General features: G+C 38.3%; 14 protein-coding genes, 1 tRNA gene and 1 pseudogene. 5 read left to right on the top strand and 11 right to left on the bottom strand.

Annotated elements, in window-relative coordinates:
• Window positions 1-85: 85 nt before the first annotated feature.
• Window positions 86-862: a GTPase gene (locus tag BP549_RS13740; RefSeq protein WP_292381504.1), complete on the bottom strand. Its 777-nt coding sequence runs from the start codon at window positions 860-862 to the stop codon at window positions 86-88.
• A 309-nt stretch (window positions 863-1,171) separates the two neighbouring features.
• Between BP549_RS13740 and BP549_RS13745 the strand changes: the two genes are divergently transcribed.
• Window positions 1,172-1,645: a nucleoside deaminase gene (locus tag BP549_RS13745; RefSeq protein ID WP_292372848.1), complete on the top strand. Its 474-nt coding sequence runs from the start codon at window positions 1,172-1,174 to the stop codon at window positions 1,643-1,645.
• Between the two features lie 455 nt (window positions 1,646-2,100).
• Window positions 2,101-2,363, top strand: a pseudogene (locus BP549_RS13750) (putative PEP-binding protein); the annotation flags it as partial.
• A gap of 591 nt (window positions 2,364-2,954) precedes the next feature.
• On the opposite strand, the gene BP549_RS13755 reads toward BP549_RS13750, so the two are convergent.
• From BP549_RS13755 to nikR, 6 genes are all read right to left on the bottom strand, one after another.
• Window positions 2,955-3,593: a MarC family protein gene (locus BP549_RS13755; RefSeq protein ID WP_292381542.1), complete on the bottom strand. Its 639-nt coding sequence runs from the start codon at window positions 3,591-3,593 to the stop codon at window positions 2,955-2,957.
• Between the two features lie 277 nt (window positions 3,594-3,870).
• Window positions 3,871-5,082 carry a calcium/sodium antiporter gene (locus BP549_RS13760; protein ID WP_292381506.1) on the bottom strand — a complete coding sequence of 404 codons (1,212 nt, stop codon included), beginning with the start codon at window positions 5,080-5,082 and terminating at the stop codon, window positions 3,871-3,873.
• Between the two features lie 135 nt (window positions 5,083-5,217).
• The gene (locus BP549_RS13765) at window positions 5,218-5,787 is read right to left on the bottom strand and encodes a GNAT family N-acetyltransferase (RefSeq protein ID WP_292372842.1); all 570 of its coding nucleotides are present in this window, start codon (window positions 5,785-5,787) and stop codon (window positions 5,218-5,220) included.
• Window positions 5,788-6,167: 380 nt separating this feature from the next.
• On the bottom strand, window positions 6,168-6,461 hold the full coding sequence (locus tag BP549_RS13770) for a GNAT family N-acetyltransferase (RefSeq protein WP_349682385.1): 294 nt from the start codon (window positions 6,459-6,461) through the stop codon (window positions 6,168-6,170).
• 50 nt (window positions 6,462-6,511) lie between these two features.
• Window positions 6,512-6,802: a hypothetical protein gene (locus BP549_RS13775; protein ID WP_292381509.1), complete on the bottom strand. Its 291-nt coding sequence runs from the start codon at window positions 6,800-6,802 to the stop codon at window positions 6,512-6,514.
• Window positions 6,803-6,964: 162 nt separating this feature from the next.
• Entirely contained in the window at window positions 6,965-7,396 is a 432-nt protein-coding gene (gene nikR / locus BP549_RS13780) for a nickel-responsive transcriptional regulator NikR (protein ID WP_292381511.1), read from the bottom strand.
• Window positions 7,397-7,998: 602 nt separating this feature from the next.
• Between nikR and BP549_RS13785 the strand changes: the two genes are divergently transcribed.
• Complete coding sequence (locus BP549_RS13785; protein WP_292381514.1) at window positions 7,999-8,739, top strand: peptidylprolyl isomerase; 741 nt, start codon at window positions 7,999-8,001, stop codon at window positions 8,737-8,739.
• A 151-nt stretch (window positions 8,740-8,890) separates the two neighbouring features.
• A tRNA-Ser gene (locus BP549_RS13790) sits at window positions 8,891-8,975 on the top strand.
• Between the two features lie 112 nt (window positions 8,976-9,087).
• On the opposite strand, the gene BP549_RS13795 is transcribed toward BP549_RS13790, so the two are convergent.
• Both BP549_RS13795 and BP549_RS13800 read right to left on the bottom strand, forming a co-directional pair.
• Window positions 9,088-10,038 carry a tyrosine-type recombinase/integrase gene (locus BP549_RS13795; protein ID WP_292381517.1) on the bottom strand — a complete coding sequence of 317 codons (951 nt, stop codon included), beginning with the start codon at window positions 10,036-10,038 and terminating at the stop codon, window positions 9,088-9,090.
• 124 nt (window positions 10,039-10,162) lie between these two features.
• A complete protein-coding gene (locus BP549_RS13800) occupies window positions 10,163-10,516 on the bottom strand; it encodes a hypothetical protein (RefSeq protein ID WP_292381519.1) in 354 nt (117 codons plus the stop codon).
• 234 nt (window positions 10,517-10,750) lie between these two features.
• Between BP549_RS13800 and BP549_RS13805 the strand changes: the two genes are divergently transcribed.
• A complete protein-coding gene (locus BP549_RS13805) occupies window positions 10,751-11,044 on the top strand; it encodes a hypothetical protein (protein ID WP_292381522.1) in 294 nt (97 codons plus the stop codon).
• Window positions 11,045-11,146: 102 nt separating this feature from the next.
• On the opposite strand, the gene BP549_RS13810 is transcribed toward BP549_RS13805, so the two are convergent.
• Together BP549_RS13810 and BP549_RS13815 are read right to left on the bottom strand one after the other, a co-directional pair.
• Entirely contained in the window at window positions 11,147-13,882 is a 2,736-nt protein-coding gene (locus tag BP549_RS13810) for a hypothetical protein (protein WP_292381524.1), read from the bottom strand.
• Between the two features lie 32 nt (window positions 13,883-13,914).
• A partial coding sequence (locus BP549_RS13815) for a right-handed parallel beta-helix repeat-containing protein (RefSeq protein ID WP_292381526.1) occupies window positions 13,915-14,949 on the bottom strand: 1,035 nt, incomplete at its 5' end.

The raw sequence follows: 14,949 nt of genomic DNA on the forward strand, positions 1-14,949 counted from the left end.
TTCCTATTTATCTAGCTCTCTGAAAAAACCGTAACCTGGTCCCTGGCCAAAAATTTATTCCTTCATCAAAAGCTTAATCAAATTTTTATAAAAGAAGTAGCCCGTTTTGCCAGTCATTGATAATTTTGGTAGCAGTCCTTGTTTCATCCACCTCGCCTTTCTTTTGCAGAAAATTACACTGTTTGCCTATCAGTTCAAGTACATCATAGGATGTCTCATCTTCGATTGTGATATTGTAGAAGGATTCAAGGGCTGTTTTATTTTCGGCAAGCATTTTTTCAATCATCTTCAGGGCGACTCCAATTTTATCCTTAAGGTGGGTTACATCCTTGATTCCGAGCAAGCCTTGGAGATACTCATCTTTCTCATCAAAAGGAATCACTCCAGGCGTATCTATGAACATGATGCGAGAGCCTGCATCTATATGCTGGACGCCTTTTGTGTGGCCCGATACAGAAGATGTGCTGGCCCGGTGCCTGCCTGTAACGCCATTGATTACCGAGGATTTGCCAACATTGGGATAGCCCAAGGTGCCGACCAGAATATCCTGCTCTTTTATACCGGCTTTTGTAGCGGCCGATGCAAGGATCTGGTGCCTCAGCATTGTCGTTCCTGACCTATCCTTGCTGGAAACAAAAATTACAGGTGCAGTTCTCGAAAGGCGGGCTTTAGTTTTTTCGAGTTTTTCTCTTGATACAAGATCGGACTTATTGATTACTATTATAAAGGGTTTGTTTAAGCGGGTAATCTCGTGTTCGACTTCGCTATTTCGGGTCTCATCAGGAAACCTGGCATCGATTACTTCAAGAAGGACATCAGCTTTTTTGATAACATCTTTTACAAGGGCTTTGTAGCTCGCCATATACTCTGGCTATTGGCACAACCCGGTATATGAAGATAGTGAGATATGGCTCCGAAAGGCGAGTGATTTTCAATAGTCCACGGGACCCAATAACTATTACTTCTTATGATTATTCAATCTTTGACTAATAGTTTTATAATAGTTCTACAATTGTTTAAGATAGACCTGTACTTAAAGGATTTTCCTGTAAAGGCTCAGCTATACAGTTATTTCTTGCTTTGAAGTATAATCTCTTACTGAAAATAGAGGTTTTCGTTTTGAATAAAAAGGTCTCTAACAAAAGCAAACGATACAATAAGAGAGAGAAAAATGTCAGATAATGATTCTTTATTTATGAAACGGGCAATCGAACTTTCCCTTGAAAATGTGAAAAAAGGGGGAGGCCCGTTTGGGGCAGTAATCGTCAGAAAAGGGGAAATCCTTTCAGAGAGCTGCAACTTGGTTACTGCACTTAATGACCCAACAGCCCATGCTGAGATAAATGTAATAAGAGAGGCAGCCAGGAAACTCGAGACCTTTGATCTCAGCGGCTGTGTTATCTACTCTTCCTGCGAGCCTTGTCCAATGTGTCTTGGAGCCATTTACTGGGCCAGAATCGATAAAGTTGTTTTTGCTAATACAGCTTCTGACGCTCAAAAAATTGGTTTTGCGGATTCTCTTATTTATAAGGAAATCTCCCTCCCTCCCCAAGAGCGAAATATAGAGTTCCGCCAGCTCTTCAGAGAAGAGGCCTTGAAGGCATTTAAGGCTTGGGAAGAATCCGAAAATAAAATAGAGTACTAAAGAGCTAAAACTAAGACTTAAAATCAAGAACAAATCAATAATCAAATCCGACAGTAAATTCTATCGGGTGTAAATTTTAATATCAAAAGTTTTTCTATAAATATTCTTCTGAAGGAAGCTTTATTTACTGATATTTATTCCACAAAACTTAAGCTTCCTGCTTTTATTTGCAGGCTAACCTTTTTCTGATTTTTATTTAGCGGGAAACCCATTTCTTTCATTGGCGTATAATTATAATCGGGGCTAGATTCACAATAAGAGTTTTCCATCCAGATAATGGGGGACTCACTAAATTCTACATGAAACTTTAAATGTGTTGCTGCACCTTTGTATTATAGAAAATAATTTCAAAAGGGATTTACTGAGAAATGTCTGAAAACAAAAGCAAGTACATCAGCTGGTTTGAAGAAACCACAATTGATGATGTACTGCTGATGGGTGGGAAGAATACTTTCCTTGGGGTTGACAGGGATTCTGAACTTCTTGCCACAGGATTTGATAAGTGAGATCCAGGGGTTATGAAGATTATGGCAATGACTGTGCAGGGAGCAAAACGGAATGGAAGATATAATGGGACTTGCGGGCAGGCTCCAAGCGACTTTCCTAAATTATGGAGTTTCTGGTAAAACAGGGAATAAATCCCATTTCACTTAATCCCGGTTCAGTCATGAAAATTACCCTTAAGGTTCTGGAGATTGAAAAAGAATTGGATAGGTAATAAAATAACATAAAAAGAAACTTAAAAAATTGGGAAGATGATGAAGTTAGCTGGAAGGAACAAGACTAATATAGTGAAAACGTCTCTAAATAATGACTTAATTGAGATTTTATATTTATTATAATAGGAGAAATTCGAATGCCTTTCTTAAAATATTGTCCGGAATGCCATTCTAAACTCGAAAATAAGCTCTTTGAGAAGTTTCAGTATTGTCCTATATGTGGATACTGGACAAAAAAGGAAACTGTAAGACTGGAGCCATTCATAATCATGGAGTGAGATCGAAATGTTTGAATCTTCTGTAGAGTGTACCCGATGCGGTACACCTCTTAAAAAACAGGTAATTGGTTTAAATGTATTTTATTACTGTAGAAAATGTGGGTGTACTTCTTCGGCTGTTTCTTCCAGTGTATCTTCTCAACGTGTAACTCGGCCGATAATTAATTTTTGAAAGATTTGAATCTATAAATAACTTTCAATAATTTTCAAAATCAGAGACTTCCAGCAAGATCAGTTTGGTCAATTAACTAGTGTATTGGACCGGCCAGTTTTGCTTTAAATTTATCATTTAGCTTTCTTATAGTTGGAAATTCATTTTGTTAAATAAAAGATGTTTATTATACCTGTTGAGGTAAGATCTACTGCAAGAGCTGCAAGCAGAAGTCCCATGAGCCTTGTAAAGACCAGCATCCCATTATACCCTATGAATTTATGAATTCTTCTTGAGAAGAGGAAGATGTACAGGCAGACAACGAAGGTCATTATGATTGATATTAGAATTATTATTTTTTGCTGAATACTTTCTGTGCTTCCCATCAGGACAATTACCGTACTGATTGCACCGGGGCCTGTAAGAAGGGGAAGGCCTATAGGAAAGACCCAGATATCTTCACGTTCTAGGGACTGCGAAATTTCCTCTTCAGTAATACTCTCTCTTGAGACTTTGGCATGCATCATATCGAAGGCAATGCTGAAAAGTAGGAGCCCTCCGGCAACCCGCAATGAATCCACACTAATACTGAACAAGTCAAGTATTATACTGCCAGTTATAGCAAAAAAAAGAGCGATTAGACACGCAAGTGTGACAGATTTTTTCGCAATTTGATTTTTTTCTTCATGTGTCATCTTGCTGGTCAGGGAGATGAAAGTTACTACTCCGCTGATTGGGCTGACAACAACAAAGACAGATGTGAATGTGAAGATGAGAAACCCGATATTTCCAGTAATCATCTCACTTGTCATCCTTTTACTCCCGCCGTTTTATCGCTATCTAACTTCTAAAATCTAACTTCTAAATATACTTGCCTTGTTGTATATTTACTTACTGGATTTTTGTAAAACTTTTTTTCGGCTTCGTTTAAATTACATGCCTGACTCGATAGTGCGTATTTGTACATATTTTAAGGTTGACGATGTATTCGTTAACAGATAAAGAAAATAAGCATTTCTCTCAGTTTATAGGGTTTATTAGGAAAACTCAACTTATTGTTACATAATCAAGCACTAATTACACGAGGCTAGTGATTGGGATCATAAAGCCTAGATAGAGAAGGAGCAGGATAAGTCCTTCAAGCTTTTTGATTTTCCAGCTGGTTCGTATAAAAAGGAGGAGCAAGGCGCTTATTATCAGCATAAAAGGTGCTATATAGTAAACAACGAGGTAGTTTGTCGTGATAGGGTGGACAAGCCCTGAACAGCCTAGTATCAAAGATATGTTCGCAATATTTGATCCTATGACATTTCCAATAGCAATGCCACCATAATTACTTCGGGCTGCTGAGACGGTTACCATGAGTTCGGGAACTGAAGTCCCAACTGCAACAAGGGTTATTCCTACAAGCGTCTCCGGAACTTCCAGCAGCCGAGCGAAGAAGATTGCTTGTTCTACAAAATATTTCGCCCCAATTATAATTGCAGCTCCGCTTGCAATAAGCTTAAAAAATTCTATTAATATATTTGCTTCTGAAAGGTTCTCTTCTATAACATCGAGGTCAGCATCTTCGTATTCAAACTCGGTTTCGAATTCAGCTTCAGTTCTCTTTTTAGTCTCGAATTCACCTTCGTTTCTTTTTTGAGTGCTTTTTCCGGTTTCCAAGATGCTTTTTTTCGTATTTCCTAAGCCTTTATTTCCTCTTTCGTACTTCTGGATATGGAGGTTTATCCTCGATTTTAAATTGGAAAGGTACTCAAATTTGAAAAAATAAATCATAAAATGTTTAAAATATATGTCTCCTTCATGTTTTCTCACTTTATCAATCAGGAATAAAATGTAGGCAAGATAAAATAAAATAAAATAAAATAAAATAAAATAAAATAAAATAAAAATTAAGGCTTCTAATCTCGAAATTCTAAAGTCAAGTATAAAAAGGAAAAGAAGAAATGAGGAAAATAACATTATATATCCGTCTCTTTTCAACATAACTTCTTCTGTCCTGATATTTGTCAGAAGAGCAGCCGCACTTGCAATCAGCCCTATATTGGCAATGTTTGACCCAAGTATATTGCCCATAACTATTCCACTTGCTTGCTGGAAAGATGCTGCCAAAGAGGACGCAAGTTCAGGTACTGACGTACCCACGGACACAAGAGTCAATCCTATTACAAGCTCGGATACTCCAAACTTTCTTGCAATCCTGGATGAGGACAATACGAAGAAGTCTGCTCCTTTTACGAGCAACACGAGCCCGCCAAGAAATATGAGAATATTAATTACAGGCACATTGAATTGAGAACCTGAAAGTTATTTAAATATAACTATTTATATAAATTGACATAAAATTATTATCCTGAGAAATATTATATTTAAACATATCAAAGGGAAACACATCAAAAATAGATTATATAGAGAAACGCTTCAAACAAGCCTCAATTCCATCTCATAACAGCTTTCATTCTGGCCGCATATATTTTTTACCTGTTTAATTTCCCGAAAACCTATTTTTTTGTATAACTTTATAGCAGGGAGATTGTTTACATTGACATATAAGAGAACGGCTGATATTCCATTTATTTTCATTTCTTCGATACTACTCCTTAATAACCTCTCAGCAAAACCCATGCCTCTGAAGTTTCTGTCAGTTGCGATTGAAGATACTACTGAGTTTTTCTCAAAGCCTTTGAGGGAAAGTGTGGGTTTCAGGTAGTAGATGCAGTAGCCCACGATTTTACTCTTACTCTTCATAACGTAAAAAATATTTCTGGAATTCTTTGAATATCTTATAAGTTTTTTCGGGCTTGCGTTTTTAAATCCTTCAGCCTGGATCCTAAGAACCTCAGGAAGCATGGAGTCCTCTATAGAAACAATATCTTCTTTTTCTATTGATTTCCATTTTTTTACCATTAGATTACTAGTGGTATCTCGCAGCAATTTCTTAAGACTCATTAAATATCCAACTGACTGGGTGTGAATTCTTGTAATCCCCATAAAAATCACTCTTAAGGAAGGCTGTTAGTGAATCTATCTTTGAACAGTTTATAATTTCAAACCATTAAAAACTTACGACTTTATAATGACAGAAGTCTCCCCCAGCCTGGTAATTAAACGCACCTTAGAATATTCAATATTTATTTAAACATATCTTTTAACAAAAGATTAGTAAATAACATTAGAAAAAAGCTAAGTAAAACCAGCTTATTATGGTGCAAAGAGCGTTTAAAATAATCAGCTTTTTTAAGAAATGCTTTGTTTTTTTGATGGTTTGTAGCAAGAAGTTCGAGAGTTATTCTGAAAGAATGATAGAAATATAAGGAACGGATAGAGATGTAAGGAATGATAGAGTTAAGGAATGATTAATAAACCTAATATTAAAGAATTTTTAGTTCCATTTCATAACATATCTCTTTTGTGCCACATATATCTTTTATTTCTACATTTCTTTTGAAGCCCATTTTTTCGTACAACCTTATTGCAGGAAGGTTTTTTGTATTTACATATAAAAGAATTGAGGATATTCCATTTAATTTCATTTCTTTGATACTTTCTTTTAATAGTTTCTCCCCATAATTTTTTCTTCTGTAATTCTTGTCTATTCTAATTGAATAGATTACTGATTTTTTCTTAAAACCTTCTAGAGACAGAACAGGCTTTATATAATATATACAGTAACCTACAACTTGGTCCTAGCTTTTTATTACATAGAAGATTTTTCTCATTCTTCTCGAGTACCGTCTAATACCGTTTCGGCTTTTAGTTTCAAAGCTTCGGATTGAATTCGGATTATTTCAGGAAGCATAGAATCCTCTATGGATACAACGTTTTCTTTCTCTGCCTGTCTCCATCTTCTTATATATAGAGCAGTAATTATATCCCGTACCAGTCTCTCAAAGCTTACTAAATATACATTTAATGTAACCTGAACTTTTGTCATATCCATGCAGATCACTTTTAAGTGAGTATAATAATTGGTGAATTTACTTCTGAGTAGTTCTTTAGATTCCATGCTTGACGAATTAAGTCTCCTATATATCGAAAAAATATAAGGATATTTTCTATTTCGTGCCCTTCAGAATACCCACAGCTTTTAAAGTAGAACTGAGACCCAAAATTGAGAGTAAGCAGATTCCAAGGTATTCTCCAAGATTAAAAAGCTTTTAAGTCCTTTTTAAGTCGACTTTCCTATCTTCTCTTCAGAAATTGTTGTTAACCTTGAGTGTTTGACTCCCTTTAAACTTAGAATTTTTTCAGCTATCTCTATGATTTTCTCCCCTTCTCCTTGCAGAATTACTACTTCAAAACATGAATCTGGATTAATATGGAAACGTACTGAGGAATTTATTAGATCAGTATATTCATGCTGAATATTTGCCAGAGTGCTTGATACCCCTTTTTTTGAGCAATCATATACGGCAGAAATCGTTGCAGCTCTTTTTCCCCTGATCTGCTGCATCCACTCATAGTGTTGGTTATATGTCCTTATGGCATCCCTTATTCCCTCGGACCGAGAGGAGTAACCTCTCTTCATAAGAGTCTTGTCAAATTTGTTGAGAAGTTCCTTTGGCAGGGAAATTCCTATTCTCATAAGCTTCTTTTCCATATACCCCTCCTGAAAACTGAAATTTTCTGCTAAGTACCCTTCCACAAGCCTGGTGGCTAAAAATGCAACAGGATACCTAAAGGAAAAAGTTGATATATTGATATTATACTCCCAAATTCTCCACATTGATTTCCAGAATTATATTCTAATATTTTATTCTAACTTCGTGGCATAAATAGTAATCGAAAGACATATGAAATATGAGAAAGTGTATTGAACTTAGAGATATATTAGGCTTAAATTAACGGGATAGAAATATTTCTGCCCGAACCTTCGCTTCTATCCGGCTATTTGCAGGAAAAAGGCCTTCTTACAAAAAATGGATATCACTGTAAATATAAAGCGGAAATGTTCTACCTGCTCATATTTTCAAGCCAATTGTTTGCTAAAAGTAAGTTTCAAGGTCGGAAGATACTGATTCCGGCAAATTATTCCTAAAACTACTGTTTTTTATAAGTATCCTTGAGATCGGTAGCAACCCTATGGATTCCCAAAAAGCTTATTAAAGGCAGAGTTCTATAGCGTGAAACACATTTACGCTGAATTTAGCTGACAATGAATAATTTTTCTTAGTTATCAATTTAATAAAAGAGTTGAATATTATGGCAATCCAGAAAGGCGATTTCATAAAGTTGAACTACACAGGTAAGTTCGAAGACGGTAGGATTTTCGACACAACAGACGAAGAGCTTGCAAAAAAAGAGGAAATCTTTAGCCCGCATGGACTTTACGGCGGAGACGTTGTTATTGTCGGTGCAGGCCATACAATTGAGGGCCTTGATGAAGATCTCGAAGGAAAGGAAGTCGGTTACAGCGGAAGCGTTGTAATCTCTCCGGAAAAAGCTTTTGGCCCGAGCAACCCCAAACTTGTAGAAACTATTTCCATTACGAAATTGAAAGATAGAAATGTTCACCCTGGCCTTGCTGTTGAGGTAGATGGCAGAAGAGGAATTGTCAGCAGGGTTATAGGCCGCAGGGTCACTGTGGACTTTAACAGCCCTCTTGCAGGTAAGACCGTTACTTATGAGTACACCATTGAAAATGTTCTTGAGACGGACGTTGAGAAAACCCAGGGTCTGCTCGCCCTCTACACCGGCATCAGGGATCTGGAAATAGAGATCGTTGATGGCGTTGCAAAAATTTATACTCCCACTGGCCTGACCTTCAACCAGCGCTGGCTCATGGCAAAGAACAGAGTAGCATCAGAACTTTTCAAGTACGCTGGCTTTAAGGAAGTCCAGTTTATTGAAAAGGTTACAGCTGAGCCTGAAGTTAAAGCTGAAGCTGAATCCGAGCCAGAGGTCGAGCCCAAAGCCGAGGAATCTTCAGAGCCGGAAGTCTGATTCTGGCTTTAAGTTCTTCAGAAAAGCGAAGAGTTCTTTCTCTTCGCAAATTTTATATACCATAATCGGGTTTGTTGTATACGCTTACCGGGATCTTAGTAATCTGCAACTATTCTATTTCCGGAAGCTGTATGGATAATTCTCTCAACCTGCTGAGGTAGCCCAGCGGACTACGGCGCCGGTCTTGAAAACCGGTAGCGCTTCGCGCTACGGGAGTTCGAATCTCCCCCTCAGCGTTACTTGCTAGTATCCCCAAATTCTTCAACTCTTTTAAAAAATAAATTCGTTTTTTATTTCTGAAACTGGATGAAATTTTGACAAGGAGTCGCGGCACTTTCTCAGAGAGAATTATAATTTTATGTTTAGCTGAGGGATATACCTCAGATAGCTTTCTTTTAGTTCTGTCTGGGTTATGTGGTCATAGATGTCTATGGCTTCTTTTCTGGAATCTCCCCGGAGTTCCTGAATTATTGATCTGGGACAACCGGCACGCCTTAGCCAGGTTGTGAAGAAGTGTCGAAAGCAGTGAGGAGTAAATTTTTCGTTTAGGTTGCCTTGCGGGTTGTGGAAGCCGAGCTTCTGAGCGTGTTGGGTTGTTGCGTCGTATACGGCATCTCGGGTTATCCGGGCGCCCATGACTCCAAGGAAGAGGGCTTTGTTTCGGATTTTTGGCCTTTGGTTCTGTCGCCAGGCGAGCCATTCCTGGAGGACCTTAGAGCATTCTTCATCAAAGAAAACTATGCGGTTGCTCCGTTTGGCGTGAGGTTTTAAGACTGCATAGTTCTGAGATAAGAAGAGGTCTTGAAGATCAAGGTCTATAAGTTCCTGTCTTCTTATTCCAGTTTTGGCAAAAAAGATGAACATTGCTTTATAACCTATCCAGTCGGCTGAGTCTATGAGGTCCTTCATTTGTTCCAGGTTGATTAATTGGCGCTCTTCGTGCCGTTGTTCTTTGTAGTACCGTAAGTACCGTTTCCGAAATTGTGGGACTATGTTTTTTTGGACGCCTTCCCATTCGAGGAAGTCATAGAAGGAGGAGAGAGCTGCAAAGTAGTTTTCAATGGTTGAAGGAGCGTATCCTTTTTCATCCCTGATGTGAACAAGGAAGTCTTTGAGGACCGTAGGGGAGATTTCTATAGAGTGCCGGGATAAGAAGTATTTCAGGTTGCTTTTGTATGACTGTATTGTTCTGGGGGAAAAGTTCCTGACTTCGCAGTCGTCCAAGAAATCTAATAGTAAGGCTGTTCCTTGTAGATCCTGAGTTATACATCTATCTAAAATAATTTTGTTATCATACATACTAAAAAAAGGTATTGTGTTTTATTTGCGTTTTAAGCCTGCTGTGAGTGATGTAATATATTTATATATAAAAATATAGTTTTTGCTTGTTGAAAAAAAGAAAAGGTTGTTTTTTAAAATATATCTATACGTTTGGAATTGTCTTTGTGCTTGCGTAATTGGATTTGTTTTTTAGGCATAGTAATATTGCAGCCCCTATTAGTCCGATTAGTAACATTAACGATATCCACCACTGACTCCGGTTTTTAAATTTTAACATGTTCCATGCTCCAATATATGACATGACGGCATAGTACATCATGGCGATAGCTGCAGCAAAGATTACCAGTATTGAAATCCAGCTTTCTTCTCCGAAGGCAATACTTGACATAAGCATGAGCAAAGGCGCTACAACACAAGCGATTAAACATCTAAGTATAGTGCTTATGAACATTTGATTTGGATGTTCTTTCCATAGTTCTATTTCTTCACTTTCCATACTGTAGAACCCCCCTGTTTCAGACAATATTTTAAATTTTGTCCTACAGTGATAAACCTATGTTCCTTAGATATATTTGTTTCTGCTAAGTTGATAATTTGGGTTTTAGGGTGTCCCGTTTGTGGTTTGTTTTGTATCTGAAATGTTGGAACTGGTTTAAGAACTGTAGAAATTTATTGGTAACTTCTCTAAATCTTTAAATAGTTACATGAGATCATTAAGAATTAAGGGGAGATGGGAAACGATATGAGATTAAAATATACTCTTTGGCTGTGGTTTTACAAATATTTGCCATATAATAAAGATGGAAAATTAATATTTGAACCATATAAAGGGTTTATTTACGATTTATATTCAATTGCAGATTTAGAATATCAACTGAATGAAGTATATGACTTTGCAGGACATTCAAATATGTCACTTGGCACAGCAATGCAAAAAGAGGGAGAGCTCCTAAATCAAATTGGATATTTCCACTATAGAATTAAAACAAATACTCAAAAATGGAAACATGGGGAAAGATGGTAATATTAAATTTATCACTGTAGAACTCCCCTGGTTTAGATATTATTTTTATTTTGTTCTACAGTGATAAACCTAAGTTCTTTAGATGTGTCTGTTTTGCCATGTTTAGAATTTGAATTTTATTTTAAATGGGTCTCCGTATTCGTTTTCAAGCATTTTCTTTTTTGTTTTTTTGTGTTTCTGTTTGTTTTCAAATGGGTCGATATCCCATTTGAAGTTTGGGCTAAATGGGTTTGGTGGCGGTGGAGTGTAAGTGTCCGGGTTCGGAGGTGGCGGAGTGTAAGTATCCGGGTTTGGAGGTGGTGGAGTGTAAGTGTCTGGGTTTGGAGGCGGCGGAGTGTAAGTGTCTGGGTTTGGAGGTGGTGGAGTGTAATTGTTAGATTTTGGTGGAATTGGTGTGTAATTTGATTTATTCGGTAGCGGTTTATAATCTAGAATGTTACCACGGTCTGAAATATAACCAGGTGGGTATATTTTAGGATTTGAAGATTCGAATGGATCTTTATAAGCTCTTATAGAATCTACTGATTTTGAAGACCTTAATGGATCTTCATATGCCCTTACGGGAGTCGAAGACCTTAATGGACCTTTATAAGCTCCTATAAAATCTACTGATTTTGAAGACCTTAATGGATTTTTATAAGCCCTTACAGGGTCTGGTACTGAACTTGAAGAACTGACAGGAATATTAATTTCTGGCATTATTCCTTTTGATCCTTGAACCTCATAGCTAGTGGAAGAAAAGATTTCTTCTGCTGTGACTAAACCCTTTGGCTTGACTGCTGGAAGCGGAGTCCCTTTTTTTATAGGTAAGAGTTCTGCCGTTGTATCTGAAAAAATATTACGTTTTCCTATTGTTGAGGCCTGGGTTATTGTCTCCCCTGGTTTGAAGAAAAGTTTTGATTGATCTACTTCTATCCCGAACCTAGTTAGGTCAATACGGTCTGCTGTCGCTAATGCTTTACCTGTGAGAGAGGGACGGTCAATTAATATTGTATGTAGCCCTGATGGGATATTATGTAAATTTAAAGGTTTTATGTTTGTGTGTGTCCCGATGTCTTTAGCAAGAGCATTTCTTTTTGATTGTGGCAAAGACACCAGTTCAGGAGTGGAAAATTTTCCTGTTTTTATTGCGATCTCTGCGGCTTCTGCGTGAGGTATAGGACCTGATTCTAGTGGACCTACTTTAGCGATGTCGTGATATTCTGCGAGCATTTTTGAATCAGGTTGGCTTACTCCAAGATCGTTCAGGTTTTTTTCTACGTTTTTGACATGTGATAAGCCGTGTTTTCCAAACTCATAAGCTTTTGGATAAGATAAGGCATCGCCGTTAAGTTCAGCCTGCCTTCTATTCATGTCTTCAACCATTGCGTTTAAATGTCCTTTTTTATAGAGTCCTGTTCTTGATAAACCTACATCATAGTTATATTCAATATTTTCAGCTAGGTTTGATAATGTGCCGGATGGCTTGGGTTGATTTCCATAACGTAGTTTGAAAATTATTGCGCCTTCTTTTGTGAATCCTGCAAAAGATTTTCCTGTTACGGTTGCGGCTTTTTCCCCGGTCATTACTACAAATACTTCGTTCTCGGGTTCCGGAATACCTTTAGCTCTCTTCGGTGAAGGTATTGCAATAGGTTCGTTTAATGCCCTGCTCTGTTCATCTGCGAGCCTTACAATCTCTGGGTATTGTTTTTCAAAGTTGCCAGTGGTTTCTATCGATTTGTAAGTTTCACTTTTTAGGCTTTCGGGTATTTTTACATTTCTGACTTCTTGAATGAATACCCTTTTGTTGCCAGGTAATGAGTTTTCGACTGATTCTACTTTTTTTAATACGTCTGCTTTTAATCCTGTTCCTGTAACTCTGCTTTGTATTGCTTTGTTTGTGAAATATAGTCCATGTGGCTCAAGATTTTTATTTCCTATAGTCATAAAGGTACCCTTCGCACCTACACCCACGTCATTTATTGAACCAGGATCTCGAATTCTAATTGCACCCCCTACCGTAGTATGTTCTTTTGGTGCAGCCCTTGCTCCGGTTGTAAAGTCTTTTTCGAAAACGGTTTCAACTGCTTGCGCCGTTGATTTATAGGGAACAACTTTAGACCCGAATGTTTTAGTCCTTATCAGCCCTGTAGATTCTCCCGCGATTGTACCTGCTGGCTTTATGGTTTTTGAGATGATCTTAGGACCTACCAATTCCCCCGCTAATTCTGCCGGGCGAGTTTGAGCTTTTTGTACTGTGGCCCCTGCTAGAACTCCCGTTCCCAATGCTATAGAGTCGCTTATTGTGGAAGGGTTTCGTATCATTGACTCTACGCCTAGGGGGATGTTCCCGGCTGCTGAAACTGCCATTTCTGGAATGTTGGTTACACCGGTAACAAAATCTTTTGCGGTACCCTGTGGTAATCTGTTTAGATGGTTGTTTTGAGCTGCGTCTATTTTTGAGGATAGAGCGTTTGCTTTTTCTGCTAGTGAGTATGTTAGCATTTCTTTTGTTGGTGTTTTCGGTGCTTGTAATTCTTTTAGAGAATATGGTTTTCCTTGCCCTGCTTCATATCCTTGTTTTGCTGCAGTTATTAGCCTGTCTTTTGTGCTTTGCTGCTGCGTTATTGTGTTTTGTGGTGCTCTTTCTGCTTTTACGGCCTGTATTTGCTGCTGTAATCTTTCGTTTTGCTGTTGATAAGTTGTAGAGTATGTTGGTGTTTGCTGGTTTGTTTGCGAAGGACTTGCAGGTTTTGAGCTGGAGCCAGAGCTGGCGGGCTGTGAGGGACGATTCCAGCTTGAGGTATCCCCTTGTTTTCTTTCCTGCCCATCTCTGCCTATAATTTTTATTGCCATATGTTACCCCCCTTTTTAAGTTGGAGTGCTTATTAGAGCACTCCGCTTTCTATTGTAGTTGTGGTTAGTTCTTGGGAGCTCAGGCCTAGGAGTTCCTGAGCGTATTTTAGTTTTAGGTTTCCAGCCTGCATATATTTTTCTGCAAGTAAGTAATCTTCTTCAGTTCCATTGAGCAGGAGTTTAGCTTTGTTGAGATCCTGGATGCTTGCGTTTGTGAGCATGTAAGCTGTTTCAGCTTGGGAGATGCGAATGTCTATGTATGCTGACTCTGTACAGTTTTCGTATATTGGGCTTGTTTCGTCTTCACAATCAATTACGATTTCTTCCGATTCTTCCGGTTCTTCCGGTTCTTCCGGTTCCTGCAGTTCTTCCAGTTCTTCCGGTTCCTGCAGTTCTTCCAGTTCTTCCGGTTCTCCATGTGTTTCTTTTCCTTCGTCTAGGGATATTATGTGAGAAGAGGAGCTTGAGGTATATCCGTATCCCAGGGCTGCAAAGTCGGCTGAGTCAGAAAATACGGCATTGTTAGATCGAATAATATCATAGGGAGCATAGGACGCTCTTAAGTTTTCGACTCCATAGAGGGCATTGTCATTTATGGTAATTTTTCCCCCTGAACTGTAGGCAGAGAATAGAACGGGATCTGTTGAGGCCGTGAAGAGGTTGTGGTTTATATCTACGTTGTCTGCTTGCCCTTCGAGTTCGATGTAACCGGCTCCGGTTCCTGACATAGATTGTTTGAAGGTAGAGTTTGTTATGCTGCAGTCTTCAGAGTTGTATACCCGCACGCAGGTGTTTATCATGAGATTCATGATACAGTTATCTATTTTGATTTTGTTGGACCTGTAAGAGCTTATGCTGTCATGTCCTGCGCAGTCGATTATACATTCTTTTACCTGGACATTGGTAGAGCGAGATATTCTAATTCCATCGGAGAGCAGGAGGGAAAATTTACAGTTATAGATTTTTATGTTTTTAGAGTCCAGGATTTTGATTCCGTTTCTAGCTTCTCTGAGCCCGCCTATGCTGCTTGTGCCTCCGTTTTCGTGCTGAGTGTGGAGAGATGTTGC

It is taken from the genome of Methanosarcina sp. UBA289 (assembly GCA_002496565.1).
In the GTDB taxonomy this organism is placed as follows: Archaea; Halobacteriota; Methanosarcinia; order Methanosarcinales; family Methanosarcinaceae; genus Methanosarcina.